This is a genomic window from Modestobacter sp. VKM Ac-2979 (genome assembly GCF_026967995.1).
Classification (GTDB): Bacteria; Actinomycetota; Actinomycetes; order Mycobacteriales; family Geodermatophilaceae; genus Modestobacter.
Map to the genome: position 1 here is coordinate 397194 of NZ_JAPVBO010000004.1, position 18322 is coordinate 415515.

Annotated in this window: 10 protein-coding genes; 4 read left to right on the plus strand and 6 right to left on the minus strand. The window is 72.8% G+C overall.

Annotated features, from left to right (window positions below; translation table 11 throughout):
- Nucleotides 1–4: 4 nt before the first annotated feature.
- Entirely contained in the window at nt 5–979 is a 975-nt protein-coding gene (locus O2W15_RS13980; RefSeq protein WP_269179836.1) for a tetratricopeptide repeat protein, read from the plus strand.
- Nucleotides 980–1025: 46 nt separating this feature from the next.
- Here the strand turns inward: O2W15_RS13980 and O2W15_RS13985 are convergent, their stop codons facing one another.
- The 5 genes from O2W15_RS13985 to O2W15_RS14005 all read right to left on the minus strand — a co-directional run bounded on the left by O2W15_RS13985 (nt 1026) and on the right by O2W15_RS14005 (nt 11239).
- Complete coding sequence (locus O2W15_RS13985) at nt 1026–2462, minus strand: neutral zinc metallopeptidase (protein WP_269179837.1); 1437 nt, start codon at nt 2460–2462, stop codon at nt 1026–1028.
- A 164-nt stretch (nt 2463–2626) separates the two neighbouring features.
- Nucleotides 2627–5791: a 1,4-alpha-glucan branching protein GlgB gene (glgB, locus tag O2W15_RS13990; RefSeq protein WP_269179838.1), complete on the minus strand. Its 3165-nt coding sequence runs from the start codon at nt 5789–5791 to the stop codon at nt 2627–2629.
- A 107-nt stretch (nt 5792–5898) separates the two neighbouring features.
- The gene (locus O2W15_RS13995) at nt 5899–7266 is read right to left on the minus strand and encodes a maltokinase N-terminal cap-like domain-containing protein (protein ID WP_269164722.1); all 1368 of its coding nucleotides are present in this window, start codon (nt 7264–7266) and stop codon (nt 5899–5901) included.
- Entirely contained in the window at nt 7263–9134 is a 1872-nt protein-coding gene (gene treS / locus O2W15_RS14000) for a maltose alpha-D-glucosyltransferase (protein WP_269179839.1), read from the minus strand. The genes O2W15_RS13995 and treS overlap by 4 nt, the downstream gene beginning before the upstream one ends.
- A gap of 98 nt (nt 9135–9232) precedes the next feature.
- Complete coding sequence (locus tag O2W15_RS14005) at nt 9233–11239, minus strand: alpha-1,4-glucan--maltose-1-phosphate maltosyltransferase (protein ID WP_269179840.1); 2007 nt, start codon at nt 11237–11239, stop codon at nt 9233–9235.
- Between the two features lie 160 nt (nt 11240–11399).
- Between O2W15_RS14005 and glgP the strand changes: the two genes are divergently transcribed.
- Both glgP and O2W15_RS14015 read left to right on the plus strand, forming a co-directional pair.
- Complete coding sequence (gene glgP, locus O2W15_RS14010) at nt 11400–13949, plus strand: alpha-glucan family phosphorylase (RefSeq protein ID WP_269179841.1); 2550 nt, start codon at nt 11400–11402, stop codon at nt 13947–13949.
- 156 nt (nt 13950–14105) lie between these two features.
- Nucleotides 14106–15074, plus strand: coding sequence for an FHA domain-containing protein (locus O2W15_RS14015; protein ID WP_269179842.1), 969 nt, complete (start codon nt 14106–14108; stop codon nt 15072–15074).
- A gap of 224 nt (nt 15075–15298) precedes the next feature.
- On the opposite strand, the gene glgX is transcribed toward O2W15_RS14015, so the two are convergent.
- Nucleotides 15299–17446, minus strand: coding sequence for a glycogen debranching protein GlgX (gene glgX / locus O2W15_RS14020; protein ID WP_269179843.1), 2148 nt, complete (start codon nt 17444–17446; stop codon nt 15299–15301).
- Between the two features lie 63 nt (nt 17447–17509).
- On the opposite strand from glgX, the gene O2W15_RS14025 reads away from it, so the two are divergent.
- Nucleotides 17510–18310, plus strand: a complete 801-nt coding sequence (locus O2W15_RS14025) for an ABC transporter ATP-binding protein (RefSeq protein WP_269179844.1) — start codon at nt 17510–17512, stop codon at nt 18308–18310.
- Nucleotides 18311–18322 lie beyond the last annotated feature (12 nt).

Consider the following 18322-nt stretch of genomic DNA (forward strand, 5'->3'; position numbering starts at 1 on the left):
GGTCATGCAGCCCAACCGTCCCGCTCGAACCGATCCCCGGGCCGCTGCCCAGCAGGCCCAGATGGCGGCGTCACTGGCCGGTGCGGTCGACCTCGCCGCCGTCCAGGCGCGCAACGAGGCGGCAGCCCGCGCCGCAGCCGCCCCGCCGCCGAGCGCCACCGCCCCGGCCGGTGCGCCCGGCAGCGCCGTCATCGACGTCACCGAGGAGACCTTCCAGAGCGAGGTCCTCGACCGTTCCTTCCAGGTCCCCGTCGTCCTGGACCTGTGGGCCGAGTGGTGCGGGCCGTGCAAGCAGCTCTCCCCGGTGCTCGAGCGGCTGGCCACCGAGGGTGCCGGTTCCTGGGTGCTGGCCAAGGTCGACGTCGACGCGAACCCGGCGCTCGCCCAGGGCCTGCGGGTCCAGGGCATCCCGGCGGTCAAGGCCGTCTGGCAGGGCCAGTTGGTCGCCGAGTTCACCGGCGCCATCCCCGAGGAGCAGGCCCGGCAGTTCGTGACCGAGCTCGTCGCGGCGACCTCCGGGGGTGCGGTGCCCGGTGCCGCGGAGGACGACGGCGAGGCCGAGGAGCCGGAGGACCCGCGCCTGGACGCCGCCGAGGCCGCCCTGGACCGGGGTGACCTTGCTGCCGCCGAGGCGGCCTACCAGGCGATCCTGGAGACCGAGCCGGAGCACCCGGTGGCCGGGCTGGCGCTGCGTCAGGTCCAGCTCTTCCGCCGGGCCGAGGAGGCCGGGCCGGATGCGCTGGCCGCCGCCGAGGCCGCGCCCGACGACATCGCCGCGCAGACCCGCGCCGCGGACTTCCTGCTCGGCACCGGCGACGTCGACGCCGCGTTCGGCTGGCTGCTCGACGTCGTCCGCCGCACCGCGGGCGAGGAGCGCGACGCCGCCCGGCAGCACCTGGTGGAGCTGTTCGGCATCGTGGGCGACGAGGACCCGCGGGTCGGCCCGGCCCGCCGCGCCCTCATGACCGCCCTCTTCTGAGCCCTACTCCGGCCGGGCTCCTCGTCGAGGGCCCGGCCGGAGCGCCTCAGGCGCCGATGTCGCAGGCGGCCAGGCCGTCGACGACCCCGCTGCGGAAGACGTCGACCAGTTGGAACCCGGTCAGCTGCACGTCGGGCAGCACTGCGGGGTCGGTGGCGTGCTCGAGCAGGAACGAGACGCTCTCGTCGGCGTCGCCGGGGGAGATGCTCAGCACGGTGGTCTCGTTGCCGAGCACCGCGGAGGTGAAGGCGCCGGACAGGCAGACGGCGGACCGCAGCGCGGCCCGGTCGTCGACCGACAGCCCCAGCTGGTCGCGGGCGGCGAGCGCGTAGGGGATCGCCACCGCGGTCAGCACGGCGTAGTCCCCGCCCTCCTCGGCGGCGTACAGCGGCAGGGTGAGGTCGGCCTCGTCGTAGCGCACGGTCGCGTCGGCGGGGCAGTAGAGGAGGTCGACGTCGGTGTCCTCGCCGGCGCAGTCCGGGGCCTCGCCGGAGAACGGTTCGACGTCGGGCGGGGTGAACTCCTCGCCCAGCTGGTCGAAGGCCAGCTGCCAGAACTCCCCGAGCCCGTCGGGGACGAAGTCCTCGACCGTCTGTTCGTAGGGCGCGTCGCCGCCGGTGGCGAAGTCGAGGTCGCTCTGGAAGCCGCTCTGCGTGTACAGCCGGGTGGCGTCGAAGTCGTCGCGGCAGGCCGAGGGGCCGTCGTCGAACCCCTGCTGGAACGCCGACACCCGGTCGAAGTACGAGCCGTGCGCCTCGCCCTCGTAGGCGCCCGTCCCGACCGGGTCGCGCAGCAGCAGGTAGCCGCGCAGCACGTCGTCCAGCTCGCCCGGGCGGATCGAGTTGTACCGGGCGTTGCCGTCGGCGACCCACGCCGTCCAGGCGCCGGCGAAGCAGTCGGCCTGGGTCTCGATGTTGATCGATCGCTCCACCGGGTAGCCGACCCGGCCCTGCACGGCGTGCCCGAACTCGTGCGCCATCACCAGGGCCGGGATGAACCGGCCGTACCCCTCGCTGCCGACGGCGCCGAAGGCCAGCGCACCGAGGAACGCCCGGTCGTACTGGATCGCGTCACCGTTGGGGTACTGGGTGCCCGGGCCGCAGTAGAAGGCGTTGTCGACGACGGCCTCCGGTGGTTCCCCGCAGCCGATCTCCCCGTTCGGGTACTGCGCTGGGTCCAGGTCGCCCGGGTCGACGGAGTAGTAGCCACCGGCCAGCGGGGTGAAGGCCTGCCCGAAGGTCGGGGTGAACTGCGCGGTCCAGTAGGTGTTGAGGTCGGCGAGCGCGTTGCGGGAGATCCGGTCGACCTCGTCGTCGGCCGCACCGATGATCGGGAACTCCGCGGGCGTGACGTCGCCCTGGGGCCCGGCTGCGGGGCTCGCGCGCCCCTCGATCAGGGTCACCGCGCAGCCGGACAGCACGGCCGACCCGAACAGCACACCCGCGACGGCGCCGGCGAGCAGCCGGCGGGGCGAGGAGGACATGGGTTCTCGAATCCGTTCAGGCCGCCTGCGGCGGCAGCACCGCCGTCCATCCTGCCGGACCGTGCCGGCCTCGGCAGCGAGGGGAGGACCGGTCGGGCCGCCGGACGGCGACGGGGCGGGGACCCTCGCAGGTCCCCGCCCCGTTCCCGATCGACTCGATCCGCTCAGCGCTCGGTGGGCTCCAGCCCGCTGCCCGGCCCCTCGGCCGCGCCGGACGCCTCGGCCGCGGCGATCTGCGCCTGGTCGGCCGGTGCACCCGCGTCGGGGAGCTCCGGCTCCGGGCCCTCGTGCACGAACCACACGGTGGCCAGCGGGGGAGCGGTCAGCGTCGCCGACCACGGCTGCCCGTGCCACGACTGCGGGACCGCCTCGATGCCGCCGAGGTTGCCCACCCCGGAGCCGCCGTAGCCCTCGAAGTCGGTGTTGATCACCTCGCGCCAGCGTCCGCCGCGGGGCAGCCCGATCCGGTACTCCTCGTGCGGCTGGCCGGAGAAGTTGACCACGCAGGCCAGCAGCTGCCCGCCCTTGCCCAGGCGCAGGAAGGTGAGCGTGTTGCCACCGGCGTCGTTGGCGTCGATCCACTGGAAGCCGGCCGGGTCGACGTCCTGGCTCCAGAGCGCCTCACTGTCCCGGTAGACCGTGTTGAGGTCGGTCACCAGCTCCAGCACGCCGCGGTGTGCCGGGTCGTCGAGGTGCCACCAGTCCAGCGACCGGCTCTCCGCCCACTCCGACAGCTGCCCGAACTCCGAGCCCATGAACAGCAGCTGCTTGCCGGGGTGGGCCCACATGTAGCCCAGGTAGGCGCGGAGGTTGGCCAGCTGCTGCCAGCGGTCGCCCGGCATCTTCCGCAGCAGGGAGCCCTTGCCGTACACGACCTCGTCGTGGCTGATCGGCAGCGTGTAGTTCTCCGAGTAGGCGTAGACCATGGAGAACGTCAGCTGGCCGTGGTGGTAGCTGCGGTAGACCGGCTCGTTGGCCATGTAGCCGAGCGAGTCGTGCATCCAGCCCATGTTCCACTTGAAGCCGAAGCCCAGGCCGCCCAGGTACGTGGGCCGGGTGACGCCCGGCCACGCGGTCGACTCCTCGGCGATCGAGATGACGCCGGGCACCTCGCGGTAGAGGGTGGCGTTCATCTCCTGCAGGAAGGCCACGGCGTCGAGGTTCTCCCGGCCGCCGTACTGGTTGGGCGTCCACTCGCCGTCGTTGCGCGAGTAGTCCAGGTAGAGCATCGAGGCGACGGCGTCGACCCGGATGCCGTCGACGTGGAACTCCTGGGCCCAGAACAGCGCGTTGGCGACCAGGAAGTTGCGCACCTCGGGCCGGCCGAAGTCGAAGACGTACGTGCCCCAGTCGGGCTGCTCACCGCGCTTCGGGTCCGCGTGCTCGTACAGCGGCGTGCCGTCGAACCGGGCCAGTGCCCACTCGTCCTTCGGGAAGTGCGCGGGCACCCAGTCGACGATGACGCCGATGCCGGCCTGGTGCGCGGCGTCGATGAGGTACCGCAGGTCGTCGGGGGAGCCGAAGCGCGACGTGGGCGCGTAGTACGAGGTCACCTGGTAGCCCCACGAGCCGCCGAAGGGGTGCTCGGCCAGCGGCATGAACTCCAGGTGGGTGAACCCGGCGTCCTTCACATAGGCGACCAGCTCGTCGGCCATCTCGCGGTAGGAGAGACCCTGCCGCCAGGAGGCCGCGTGCACCTCGTAGACGCTCATCGGCTGCTCGTGCCACTTCGCCTTGGCGCGCTCGGCCAGCCACTCGGCGTCGCCCCACTCGTGGGTGGAGGCGGTCACGACCGAGGCGTTGGCCGGGGGCACCTCGGTGGCGAAGGCCATCGGGTCGCTCTTGACCTGCCACTGCCCGTCGGCGCCGAGGACGTGGAACCGGTACCGGGTGCCGACCTGGGCGCCGGGCACGAAGATCTCCCAGACGCCGGAGGAGCCCAGCGACCGCATGGGGTAGGCGCGGGCCTGCCAGTAGTCGAAGTCGCCGGTGACCTTCACGCCGCGGGCGTTGGGCGCCCAGACGGCGAAGGAGACACCGTCCACCCGGCCGCCGGGGGTGTCGTAGCCGATCACGTGCGCACCGAGGACGGTCCACAACTTCTCGTGCCGACCCTCGCGGAAGAGGTGCTGGTCGAGCTGGCCCAGGGTGGGCAGCCAGCGGTACGGGTCGTCGACGGTGAAGGTGTCGGTGCCGCCCTGCCCGTCGGGGTAGACGACCTCGATCCGGTAGTCGCCCGGCTGCTGCGGGAGTCGGGCCTCGTACACGCCGCCGCGGAAGATCTGGCGGGCCTCGTACCGGCTGCCGTCCTGGTCGACGACGGCGACGGCCTCGGCGTCCGGCCGCAGCGTGCGCACGGCCCAGCCCTCGGACACGCGGTGGGCGCCGAGCACGCCGTGCGGGTCGAAGGACCAGCCGTCGACGATCGCGGCCAGCTGTTCCTGGCTCACCTCGTGCGCGGACGGGCTCGCCTGGGCGGGCACCGAGGTGCTGACCGGCGGCTCCCCCTCGGGGAGGGCGTCGAGGAGCCCGGCGGCAGCCGGCTCGGGCGCCTCGTCCGGCGCGGGAGGCAGGTCGGTGACCTGGTCGGTGGCCAGGTCGGCGGTGGTGACGGCCGCGCCGGCCTGGTCGTCAGCGGCCGGGGCGCCGGTGGCGGGGCCGTCGGCCGAGGTGGTCTCGGTGGATGCGGTCTCGATGGATGCGGTCTCGGTGGACGCGGTGTCGGTGGACGCGGGGGACACCGTGTCCGGAGCGGGCTCGGAGGCCGTCTCCGCCGGGGAGTGGCCGCCGGTGCCGCCCTGCTCGCCGTCCTCGGGGGCCTGCGGCGTGTTCGGCTCGGCCGGGTCGGGGCTCGGCGGCTCCGGCTGGGGAGCCGACGGGGCCGTCGGGTCGCCCGGCTCGGCGATCGGCGCCGGCGCGATCACGGGCGCGGCGGTGACCTTCTTGGTCGCCTTCCGCGGTGCCCGCTTGGCCGGGGCCTCGCCGGGCGCGGCCTTCTTCGCCGCGCGCTTGGCCGCCGGGGCAGCCCCGTCGGCGGCGGCGCTCACCTGGTCACCGTCGGACGCGTCGGCGGCAGCGGTGCCCTTCGCCGGTGCCTTGCGGGCGGTGGGCTTCGTGGCGGGGGCCTCGGCCGCCGCCTTCTTCGCCGGCGCCTTCTTGGCGGCGGCCTTGCGGGTGGCCTTCTTGGCCGGCGCGGGCGGGCTGTCGGTCTCGCTCGCCTGGCGGACCTCCTCGGTCTTCTCCTCGACCCGGCGCATGAGCTCTGCCCTGTCGGCGGGCTCGCTGCTGGTGTCCGTGCCCGGCGGGGTGCTGGCGTCGTCGGTGCTCATCGGTGGTCCTTCCAGGTCTGTCTCGTCGTCGTGCTGGTCGTCCGGTCAGGCCCTTCTGCAGGGTCCCGCCGCGAGCGTGCGAGCGGTGGGGGCAGCGGGGCCCTCCTTCAGTTGCCGGCGGCCAGCCGGGACAGCGAACTGAGCGGGATCATCAGCCAGTGCGGTCGGTTGCGCGCCTCGTACACACACTCGTACACCGCCTTGTCGGCCTCGAAGGCCCGCAGCAGCGCGGAGTCGCTGGACAGGGTGACGCCGCCGGCGGCTGAGTAGCCCTCGCAGAAGGCGCGCCGGTTGCGCTCGGCCCACTCCTGCGCCCGGTAGGCCCGCTGCGGGTCGTCGGGCTGCTCGACCAGCATGTGCCGGGCGGCGTAGTCGAAGGAGCGGAGCATCCCCGCCACGTCCCGCAGCGGGGTGTCCAGCTCGCGCCGTTCGGCCAGCGGACGGGCCGGCTCGCCCTCGAAGTCCAGGACGATCCAGCCGGTCGTCGTCCGCAGCACCTGGCCCAGGTGGAGGTCGCCGTGCACCCGCTGACGGACGACCGGCTCGGTCGTGTCGGCGACCGCGGCGTACAGGTTGCGCAGCGCGTCGGCGTGCTCGGCGAGGTCGGGGACGACCGCCAGGGCCGCCTCCAGCCGAGCGGTCATCTGCCCGGCGACGGTGACGTACCACTCACGGTCGGCCGGCTCGGAGGGGAGCACCCGGGCGAGGTCGGCGTGGACCGAGGCGGCCGCCTCGCCCAGCCGCTCGCTCTCCCCGGCGAAGTCGCCCCCGACCTCGTCGGCGTGCAGGTCGGCCTCGGCGTACAGGTCCCGGACGCTGGAGGTGGCCAGCCGCCACCCGTCGCTGGCGTTGGGGACGAAGGTCTGGAGCATGGCCACGGTGGCCGGCTCGAGCCCGTTCGGGTCGTCGACCTCGATGTACCCGAGCAGCCCCGCGATGTGCTGGTTCTCCGCCTGCCGCAGGGCGTCGTGGATCTCCACGTCGGGGTTCAGCCCGGGCTCGAGCCGACGGAACAGCTTGAGGATCGCGGTCTCGCCGTAGACCAGTGAGGTGTTGCTCTGCTCGGTGGAGATCACGTCCCCGGGCAGGCCCTCGGGGATGTAGGCCACGCCGGCCGGGTGGAACCGCATCGGCCCGACGGTGGAGGCCGCCACGAGGTGGGTCAGCCACGGCACGGTCGCGTCCCGGTCCCGCATGGCGTCGTAGGCGTAGTTCTCGCCGTGGGACCCGGAGACCGCGCCGACGAAGGCCGTGGAGAGCTCCTCGGCCGGTGCGCTGCGCCAGGACAGGGGCACCAGGTACGTGTCACTGGCCCCGTCGGTGTACTCGACCCGCACGCGGTGCACCGACAAGGCCGGGTCGGACTGGTCGAGGAAGAAGCCCTCCTCGGTCACCCCTGCCCACTCGCGGCCCTTGCCGCCGAACCAGCGCTGACCGGGCATCCAGTCGGCCAGCATGTCGGTCAGAGCGCTCATCGGGACTCTCCGTCGGTCGGGGTCGTGGTCGTCGGGGCCTCGGCACCGAGGTCGCCGGTGCCGGCGGTGGCGTCGGCGGGGCCGACCACCCCGGCCTCGAGCAGCGACTGCGCCACGCTGCCGCTCGCGGTGGTCTCCCAGTCCTCGTCCTCCTCGCCCGCCGCGGCGGTGGGCTTGGAGAGCTCGAACCAGTAGAAGCCGTGGCCGCCGAGCGTGAGCATGTACGGCAGGACGCCGATCTGCGGGAACTGCACCCGCCCGGTCAGCTCGACCGGGGTGTAGCCCTCGAAGCGGCGGAGGTCGAGCTCCACCGGCTGCGGGAACCGGGACAGGTTGTTGACGCAGAGCACGACGTCGTCCCCGAACTCGCGCACGAAGGAGAGCACCGTCGGGTTCCGCGAGCCGATCTCGGCGTAGCTGCCGACACCGAAGGTCGGGTGCTGCTTGCGCACCGCGATCATCGTGCGGATCCAGTTCAGCATCGAGTTCGAGTTCCGCAGCTGGGCCTCGACGTTGGTGACCTGGAAGCCGTACTCCGGGTCAGCCACCAGCGGCAGGTGCATCCGCTGCGGGTCGGCGGTGGAGAACCCGCCGTTGCGGTCCGGGGTCCACTGCATCGGGGTGCGGACGCCGTCCCGGTCACCGAGCCAGATGTTGTCGCCCATGCCGATCTCGTCGCCGTAGTACATGACCGGCGAGCCCGGCAGCGACAGCAGCAGGGCGGTGAAGAGCTCGAGGGTGTCGATGTCGTTGTCGAGCAGGGGTGCCAGCCGCCGGCGGATGCCGATGTTGGCCTTCATCCGGGGGTCCTTGGCGTACTCCCCCCACATGTAGTCGCGCTCCTCGTCGGTGACCATCTCCAGGGTCAGCTCGTCGTGGTTGCGCAGGAAGACACCCCACTGGCAGTTGTCGGGGATGTCCGGCGTCTGCGCCATGATCTCCGAGATCGGGAACCGCTGCTCCCGGCGCACGGCCATGAACAGGCGCGGCATCACCGGGAAGTGGAAGGCCATCTGGCACTCGTCGCCGTCCTCGCCGAAGTACTCGACGACGTCGGCCGGCCACTGGTTCGCCTCGCACAGCAGCACCCGGTCGGGGTACTCGGCGTCGACGACCTTGCGCACCTTCTTGAGGAACTCGTGGGTGCGGGGGAGGTTCTCGCAGTTGGTCCCCTCCTCCTCGAAGAGGTAGGGGACGGCGTCGAGCCGGAAGCCGTCGATGCCCAGGTCCAGCCAGAAGCGCAGGGCGTCGATGATCGCCTCCTGCACCTTCGGGTTCTCGAAGTTCAGGTCGGGCTGGTGGCTGAAGAACCGGTGCCAGAAGTACTGCTTGCGCACCGGGTCGAAGGTCCAGTTCGAGCTCTCGGTGTCGACGAAGATGATCCGGGCGTCGGCGTAGCCGGTGTCGTCGTCGGCCCAGACGTAGAAGTCGCCGTAGGGGCCGTCGGGGTCGCTGCGGCTGGCCTGGAACCAGGGGTGCTGGTCCGAGGTGTGGTTCATGACGAAGTCGATGATCATCCGCATCCCACGGGAGTGGGCCTCGCCGATGAGCTCCTTGAAGTCCTCGATGTCGCCGAACTCCGGCAGCACCGCGGTGTAGTCGCTGACGTCGTAGCCGCCGTCGCGCAGCGGGGAGGCGAAGAAGGGCGGCAGCCAGAGGCAGTCGACACCGAGCCACTGCAGGTAGTCGAGCTTGCCCAGCATGCCGCGCAGGTCGCCGATGCCGTCGGCGTTGCTGTCGGCGAAGCCGCGGACGAGCACCTCGTAGAAGACGGCGCGCTTGAACCACTCGGGGTCGGTGCCAGGGGCGGGCAGGCCCGACTGCTCGCCCGCGCCGGGGGTCGTCTGTGCGGGGACGGGGAGGGTCATGAACTCGGTCCTCGTTCGTTGCGGGGGGCGGTGGATCGGTGCGGCTGGTGCGCCGGCCGGGGGCTCGGCCGGCACACCCGCAGCTGTCGAGGACGGGGTCAGTGCGGCGGGCGCGAGGCGGACAGGCTGCGGTGGACGGTGAACACGTGCGCCGGCTCCCGGTAGGGGTCCAGCTCGACGTAGTTGGCCTGGCCCCAGTCGTAGTGGGCCCCGGTGATGTCGTCGGTGACCGAGAAGCCGTCCGACCAGTCCAGGCCCAGCGCGGGCATGTCCAGGGCGGTCATCCCGATCTGGGTGTAGGTGCTGTTGAGCGACACCACCACGAGCACGCAGTCGTCGGAACCCGGGTCGGTCTTGGAGAAGCAGAGCAGGTTCGGGTTGTCGATCGGGTGGAAGCGCAGCGTGCGCAACTGCTGCAGGGCCGGGTGCGCGCGCCGGATCTCGTTCAGCCGGCGCAGGTAGGGCGCCAGGGAGCGACCGGAGGCATCGGCGGCAGCCCAGTCCCGGGGGCGCAACTGGAACTTCTCGGTGTCCAGGTACTCCTCGCTGCCCGGACGCAGGCCGACGTGCTCGAACAGCTCGTACCCGGAGTAGACGCCCCAGGTCGGGCTCATCATCGAGGCCAGCACCGCGCGGATCTTGAACATCGGCGGGCCGCCCACCTGCAGCGTCTCGTGCAGGATGTCCGGGGTGTTCACGAAGAAGTTCGGCCGCATGTAGTGCGCGTTCTCGGCCAGCTCACGACCGTACTCCTCCAGCTCCCAGCGCTCGGTGCGCCAGGTGAAGTAGGTGTAGCTCTGGGTGAAGCCGATCCGCGCCAGCTGGTGCATCATCGCCGGCCGGGTGAACGCCTCGGCGAGGAAGAGGACGTCGGGATCGGTCTTCTTGACCTCCCAGATCAGCCAGTGCCAGAAGTTCAGCGGCTTGGTGTGCGGGTTGTCCACCCGGAACACCCGGACCCCGGCGTCCACCCAGTGCCGCACGACCCGCAGCACCTCGGCGTAGATGCCCTCGGGGTCGTTGTCGAAGTTGATCGGGTAGATGTCCTGGTACTTCTTCGGCGGGTTCTCCGCGTAGGCGATCGTGCCGTCGGGCTTGGTGGTGAACCACTCCGGGTGCGAGGTCACCCAGGGGTGGTCCGGCGCCGCCTGCAGGGCGAGGTCGAGCGCGACCTCCATGCCCAACCCGCGCGTGCGGCCGACGAAGGCCTTGAAGTCGTCGAGGGTGCCGAGCTGGGGGTGGACGGCGTCGTGTCCGCCCTCGTCGCTGCCGATCGCCCACGGTGAGCCGACGTCGTCGGCCTGCGCCACCAGGGTGTTGTTCTTCCCCTTGCGGTTGACCTTGCCGACCGGGTGGATCGGCGGCAGGTACACCACGTCGAAGCCCATCTCGGCGATCGCCGGCAGGCGCTCGGCGGCCTGGGCGAACGTCCCGTGCGTCGGGGTGCCACCGACGACGGGGCCCTCCGAGCGGGGGAAGAACTCGTACCAGGAGCCGTACAGCGCACGCGACCGGTCGACCCACAGCTCGTGCCGCTGCGACCCGGTGACCAGCCGGCGCACCGGGTGGTCGTGCAGCACCTGCTGCAGGGCGGGGGAGAGGGCGGGGGCGATCCGCGCGGTCAGCTCCAGCGACCCGTCCCGCAGCGCGGTGGCCGCACCGGTGAGCGCCTCGCGGTGCTCCTCGGGGGCCGCGGCGGCCACCTCCTCGAACAGCCGGGCGCCGGACTCCAGGTCGTTGGCCAGCTCCTCGGGACCCTGGCCGGCCTCGACCTTCACCTCGACGTCGTGGTGCCAGGTGCTCAGCGGGTCGTCCCAGGCCTCGACCTGGTAGGTCCAGAGACCCTCGCGGTCGGGCACGACCGTGGCGGTCCAGCGGTCGGGCTCGGGCCCGAACTTCGTCATCCGGAGCAGCGGGGCCGCCGAGGGTTCCTCGCCCGGAGGCGTGAAGACCACGTTGGCGGCCACGGCGTCGTGGCCCTCGCGGAAGACGGTTGCGGTGATCGGCAGGTGTTCACCGACCACGGCGCGGGTCGAGAACGACCCGCAGGACACGACGGGGGCGACATCGGAGATGCCGAGGCGGAGGTCAGCGCGGCCAGTCATCGGGGCAACGCTATCCAGAAGCCCTGTCCCGCACACGTCGGCGGGGGACCGGCTCAACCGGGAGGGGGAGAGGCGGGAGGGGCAGGAGTGGTCCCGGAGGGGTGCGGATCGATGGTCGCCCCACCTCGGACGTGAGCGCCGTCACGCTAGGGTCCCGGACGTGCGAGCCCTCCGCAGACTCACCGTCCGCGCCTCCCTCCCCGAGGCACTGATGCCGCTGTCGCAGCTGGTCACCAACCTGCGCTGGTCCTGGCACCCCGAGACCCGCGACCTCTTCGAGGCGCTGGACCCGGAGCTGTGGGCGAGCTGCGGTGGTGACCCGGTCAGGGTCCTCGGCGAGGTCAGCGCCGAGCGGCTGGCCGCGCTGGCCGACGACCCGGCCTTCCTGCAGCGGCTGACGGCGGTCGCGGACGACCTCCGCGAGTACCTCGACGCTCCGCACTGGTACCAGTCCCTGGGCGACGAGGCGCCGGCCACCATCGCCTACTTCTCCGCCGAGTTCGGCATCACCGAGGTGCTGCCGCAGTACTCCGGCGGGCTGGGGATCCTGGCCGGTGACCACCTCAAGGCCGCCTCGGACCTCGGCGTCCCGCTGATCGGGGTGGGCCTGCTCTACCGGTCGGGCTACTTCTCCCAGGGCCTGTCCGCCGACGGCTGGCAGCTGGAGCACTACCCGGCGCTCGACCCGCACGGCCTGCCGCTGAAGCTGGTCCGGGACGCCGACCGCAACGCCGTGGTGATCGCCGTGCCGCTGCCGGAGGGGCGCACGCTGTACGCCCACGTGTACCGGGCGCAGGTCGGTCGGGTGTCGCTGCTGCTGCTGGACAGCGACATCGAGGAGAACAGCCCGGCCGAGCGCGGGGTCACCGACCGGCTCTACGGCGGCGGCGAGGACCACCGGCTCCGCCAGGAGATGCTGCTGGGCATCGGCGGGGTCCGGGCGCTGCGCGCCTTCTGCTCGCTGACCGGCACCCCGCCGCCGGAGGTCTTCCACGCCAACGAGGGCCACGCCGGCTTCCAGGGCGTCGAGCGGATCCGGGAGCTCACCGAGTCCCACGGCCTGTCCTTCCCCGAGGCGCTGCAGGCGGTGCGGGGCGGCACGGTGTTCACCACCCACACCCCGGTGCCGGCGGGCATCGACCGCTTCCCGAAGGCGCTGATCGAGCGCTACTTCGCCGGCTTCGGCGTCCCGCTCGACCAGCTGCTCCCGCTGGGCGCCGAGGAGGACCAGAGCAAGTTCAACATGGCCCACATGGGCCTGCGGCTGGGGCAGCGGGCCAACGGGGTGAGCCAGCTGCACGGCCACGTCAGCCGGGACATGTTCGGCCCGCTGTGGCCGGGCTTCGACCCCGACGAGGTCCCGATCGGGTCGATCACCAACGGGGTGCACGCCCCGACCTGGACCGCCCGCGAGCTGGTGGAGCTGGGCACCCAGACCACCAGCCAGGGCGACCCGCTCGAGGTGGACGGCGACGTGCACTTCGACGGCGTGGACCGGATCCCCGCCGCGGAGCTGTGGCGCACCCGCCGGCTGCTGCGCGGCCGGCTGGTCGAGGAGGTGCGCCGCCGGGTGCGCGCCACGGCGTTGTCCCGCGGGGCGGCGGAGGCCGAGCTCGGCTGGACCGAGACCGCGTTCGACCCCGACGTGCTGACCATCGGCTTCGCCCGCCGGGTGCCCTCCTACAAGCGGCTCACGCTGATGCTGCGCGACCCCGCCCGGCTCAAGGCGCTGCTGCTGGACGACGAGCGGCCGGTCCAGCTGGTCATCGCCGGCAAGAGCCACCCGGCCGACGACGGCGGCAAGCAGCTGATCCAGCAGATGGTGAAGTTCGCCGACGACCCGGAGATCCGGCACCGGATCGCCTTCCTGCCCAACTACGACATCGGCATGGCCCGCTACCTGTACTGGGGCTGCGACGTCTGGCTGAACAACCCGCTGCGGCCGCTGGAGGCCTGTGGCACGTCGGGGATGAAGTCCGCGCTCAACGGCGGGCTCAACCTCTCCATCCGCGACGGGTGGTGGGACGAGTGGTTCGACGGCCAGAACGGCTGGGCGATCCCGACCGCCGACGGCGTCGAGGACCCGGAGCGACGGGACGACGTCGAGGCGCAGGCGATCTACGAGCTCCTCGACCGGCAGGTGGTCCCGCGCTTCTACGAGGTCGACGCCGAGGGCCTCCCCACCCGCTGGGTGGAGATGGTCCGCGACACGCTGCGGGAGACCGGCCCGAAGGTGTTGGCCACCCGGATGGTGCGGGACTACGTGCAGCGGCTCTACGTGCCGGCTGCGGGGGCCGCCCGCTCGATGGCCGCCGGCGGCTACGAGCCGGCCCGCGCCGAGGCGGCCTGGCGGGCGAAGCTGCTGGAGCACTGGCACGGTGTCCGGGTGGCCCACGTGGAGGCGACCGGGGTGGGGGAGACCCCGGAGATCGGTGGCGGCATCGACCTGCGGGCCGAGGTGGAGCTGCCCGGGCTCGTCCCGTCCGACGTGCTGGTCGAGGCGGCCTACGGCCGGGTCGACGACGCCGACGGCCTGCACCAGATCACCACGTTGGAGCTGCGGCACGACGGGGCGGAGGGCTCTCGGCACTGGTTCACCGGCACCGTGCCGCTGACCCGCACCGGCGCGTTCGGCTACACCGTCCGCGTGCTCCCGCACTCGGCACACCTGGTGGTCCCCGCAGAGCTCGGCGTCGTCGTCAACGCCTGAGGAGAGGGCACCCGGTGGTCATCTGACCCCGGTCGGTGTCCACACGGGTGCGACGGGTGTGGCGGCTGGTGCAGGTCGTGCGCAATGGACCGACGTCCCGGCGAGCCACGCGCCCGAGCGGCACGGGATCCTCGTGCGGTCATTAGGCTGGCCGTCATGCCCGACCGCTGTGAGGTCCTCCCCGGAGACTCTGTCGTCGCCCGCCATGGCGGTGGTCTGCTGTGGGTCGATGCCCCCGGGTCACCGGCGCTGGTGGCAGCCCTGCACGCCTGCCTGGGGGTCTCCGGCCCCGGGGCCGAGCGCGTGCTCGGCGCCGTCGCCGGTCAGGTGTCCCGGCTCGCCGACGGGCCGGCGTCCTTCGCCCTCGTGCTCGCCGACACCTCCGGCGGCACCGGGGCCGGCGTCGCGCTCTGGTCGGGCAAGGGCCAGCCGGCCGTGGACGGCGTCCCGGTCTCCGGCTCGGCGGTCGACGGCTGCACGCTGGCCTCCGGGTTCGCGCTCGGGCAGACCCTCTACGTCGGCCCGGGCCAGCCCGCCGCGGCCATGCCCCCGGGTGTCGCGCTCGACCTCGTCGAGGGAACCGTGCCCGGTTCCGGTGCCCTGCTGCAGCTCGCGGCGCCCGCATCGCCGTCCGTCGCCGTCCCGCCGGCCACCTCGCTGCCCACCGGTGAGTCCTTCACCGCCGGCTCCGACGCCGGCTTCGGCAACTCGGGTCGGATCGCCAGTCAGCCGGTCGGTCAGGGCGGGGAGCAGACCGCCTTCTGGCGGCCCGAGCCCCCGGCCGCGCCGGTGCTGCGCTTCGACGACGGCCTCGTCGTCAACGTCGACGAGGACCTGGTCCTCGGTCGTCGTCCCGACGGCCACGACCTGGTGACCACCGGCAACGCCCGGCCGGTGCCGATCGCCGACACCCAGAACGTGCTCTCCTCGGCCCACGCGGCCATCCAGCGCGCCGGTCGGGAGGTCTCCCTGACCGACCTGGGCTCGCTCAACGGCACCCACGTCGCCGGCCCGGAGGCCACCGAGTGGACCCAGCTGGAGCCCGGCGTGCCGCACCCGCTGGCCGACGGCGACCGGCTGCTGCTCGGCTGGACCGTCATCACCTTCGAGCAGGCCGCGGAGTAGCTCCGACTGCGACGACACGGCCCCGTTCCCATGAGGGACGGGGCCGTGTCGCGTTCTCGAGCGGCCGGGGACGAGGTCGGCTGTCGAGCCCGTAGCCGGCTACGCCTGGGGATCGTGAGGAGTGGGGCCCGGAGGGTCCCGCGACCGAGCGACGAAGCGGCTCCGCCCAGCGGGGGACGTCCCCTGGCTGCGGTGCGGCCCGTCAGGGTCGCCAGGTCATCGCGTCAGGCATGGCGGACCACCCGCATCGCCCAGACGGAATGGCCGGGCAGCTGGGCGGGGCCCGGCGGCAGCGCGGTCGGCTGCGGCGGAGTGCCGGTCGGGTACTCGGTGGCCAGCACCAGCTCGTAGCCGTCACCCCAGGGCGCTCCCGGGAGGACGACGTCGATCGGGTCGGCGCCGGCGTGCAGCCAGACCAGCCACGAGTCGTCGAGCACCGGCCGCCCCCGCTCGTCGCGGTGCCGCATGCCCCGGCCGTCGAGGTACATCCCGAGGGTCTGCAGGCCGGTGTCGAACCAGTCGCTGCTGGTGAGCTGGTGCCCGCCGGGGGCGAACCAGGCCAGGTCCCGGGTGCCGCCGGTGCCGGCGATCTCGGTGCCCTCGAAGAAGGCCTCCTGCCGCAGCACGGGGGAGCGGCGCCGCAGCCCGACCAGGGTGGACACGAAGCTCCACAGGTCGGGGTCGATGGCGCCCCAGTCGAGCCAGGAGACCTCGTTGTCCTGGCAGTAGGCGTTGTTGTTGCCGCCCTGGGTGCGCCCCAGCTCGTCACCGGCGGTCAGCATCGGCACCCCGGTCGACAGCAGCAGCGTGGCCAGGTGGTTGCGCACCTGCCGGGACCGCAGCTCGCGCACCGCGGGGTCGTCGGTCGGGCCCTCGACGCCGCAGTTCCAGTTGCGGTTGTGGCCCTCGCCGTCCCGGTTCTCCTCGCCGTTGGCCTCGTTCCGCTTCTGCTCGTAGGTGACGAGGTCGGCCAGGGTGAACCCGTCGTGGGCGGTCACGAAGTTGACCGAGGCGAAGGGGCGCCGGCCGTCGGAGCGGTACAGGTCGGAGGAACCGGTGAGCCGGTAGGCCAGGTCGCGCACCCCCACTCGTGCGCCGGACCAGACGTCGCGCACGGTGTCCCGGTACTTGCCGTTCCACTCCGTCCAGGGCGGCGGGAAGTTGCCGACCTGGTAGCCGCCCTCGCCGACGTCCCACGGCTCGGCGATCAGCTTCACCGTGCTGACCACCGGGTCCTGGTGCACGACGTCGAAGAAGGCCGACAGCCGGTCGACGTCGTGCATCGACCGGGCCAGGGCGGAGGCGAGGTCGAACCGGAAGCCGTCGACGTGCATCTCGGTGACCCAGTAGCGCAGCGAGTCCATCAGCAGCGCCAGCACCGGGGGACGGCGGACGTCGAGGGTGTTCCCGCAGCCGGTGTAGTCGGTGTAGCGCGACGGGTCGTCGCTGTCGGGGCCGCCCAGCCGGTAGTAGCCGCCGTTGTCGATGCCGCGGAAGGACAGGGTCGGCCCGGTGTGGTCGCCCTCGGCGGTGTGGTTGTAGACCACGTCCAGGATCACCTCGATGCCCGCGGCGTGCATCGCCTTGACCATCGCCTTGAACTCGGTGACCTGCTCACCGCCGGTGCCGGCCGAGCTGTAGGCCGCGTGCGGGGCGAAGTAGCCGAGCGTGTTGTAGCCCCAGTGGTTGGTCAGCCCGCGGCGGAGCAGGTGCGGCTCGCTGACGAAGTGGTGCACCGGCAGCAGTTCGACCGCGGTCACCCCGAGGGACAGCAGGTGCTCGATGAACGCCGGGTGGGCGAGGCCCGCGTAGGTGCCGCGCAGCGCCGGGGGGACGTCGGGGTGGCTCATCGTGGCGCCCTTGACGTGCACCTCGTAGATGACCGTGTCGCTCCACGCGGTCCGCAGCACGTGGTCGCCGTCCCAGGGGAACGAGTCGTGGATGACCACCCCGCGGGGCACGAACGGCGCCGAGTCGGTGGGGTCGGCGGCGAACGGGTCGGCCGGGGACCAGCCGAAGAGGGCGTCGTCCAGGACGAGCTCGCCGTCCACGGCCCGGGCGTAGGGGTCCAGCAGCAGCTTCGCCGGGTTGTACCGGGCGCCGGAGGCGGGGTCGTGCGGGCCGTGCACCCGGTAGCCGTAGCGCTGGCCGGGGCCCACGCCGGGCAGTCGGCCGTGCCACACCTGGTGAGTGGTCTCCTGCAGCCGCTGCCGGTGCTCGGTGCCGTCGGGGTCGAACAGGCACAGGTCGACCGCGGACGCGCCGGCCGACCACAGGGCGAAGTTGGTGCTCGTGCCGTCCCAGTGGGCGCCCAGCGGCGCCGCCGAACCGGGCCACACCTCGACCGGTCGGTCACTCGTCCATGCGGTCACCCCGGCATCGTGCCCGACGACGGGCCCGCACCCGGTGACCGCGACGCGCGGCGGGTTGGTTGGATGGCAGGTGTGTGGACTGAGCCGGTCGTCGAGATCCGCGGAGTGGACGTCGTCCGGGGCCAGGCGCACCTGCTGCGCTCGGTCGACTGGACCGTCCGGCCCGACGAGCGCTGGGTGCTGCTGGGCCCCAACGGGGCGGGGAAGACGACGCTGCTGCAGCTGGTCGGCGCGCAGCTGCACCCCACCCGCGGGGAGGTGGGGATCCTCGGCGAGACCCTCGGCGCGGTCGACGTCTTCGAGCTGCGCCCGCGGATCGGGCTGACCAGCGCGGCGCTGGCGCAGCGGATCGACCCGGGCGAGCGGGTCGGCGACGTCGTGGTGAGCGCCGGGTACGCCGTCGTCGGCCGCTGGCGGGAGCGCTACGACGTGCACGACCTGACCCGCGCGGCGCTGCTGATGCAGCAGTGGGGCGTGGCCCGGATGGCGCACCGCCCCTTCGGCACGCTGTCGGAGGGGGAGCGCAAGCGCACCCAGATCGCCCGCGCACTGATGACCGACCCCGAGCTGCTGCTGCTCGACGAGCCCGGCGCCGGGCTGGACCTGGGCGGCCGGGAGGACCTGGTCACCCGGCTGTCGGACCTGGCCCGCGACCCCAACGCGCCCGCCCAGGTGCTGGTCACCCACCACGTCGAGGAGATCCCGCCGGGGTACACCCACGCGCTGCTGCTGCGCGGCGGTGAGGTGGTCGGCTCCGGCCCGGTGGACGACGTGCTGACGGCGCCGCTGCTGTCGGACGCCTTCGGGCTGCCGCTCGAGGTGCAGCGCGAGAACGGGCGGTTCAGCGCGCGCCGCGCCACCTAGGGTCTGACCCAC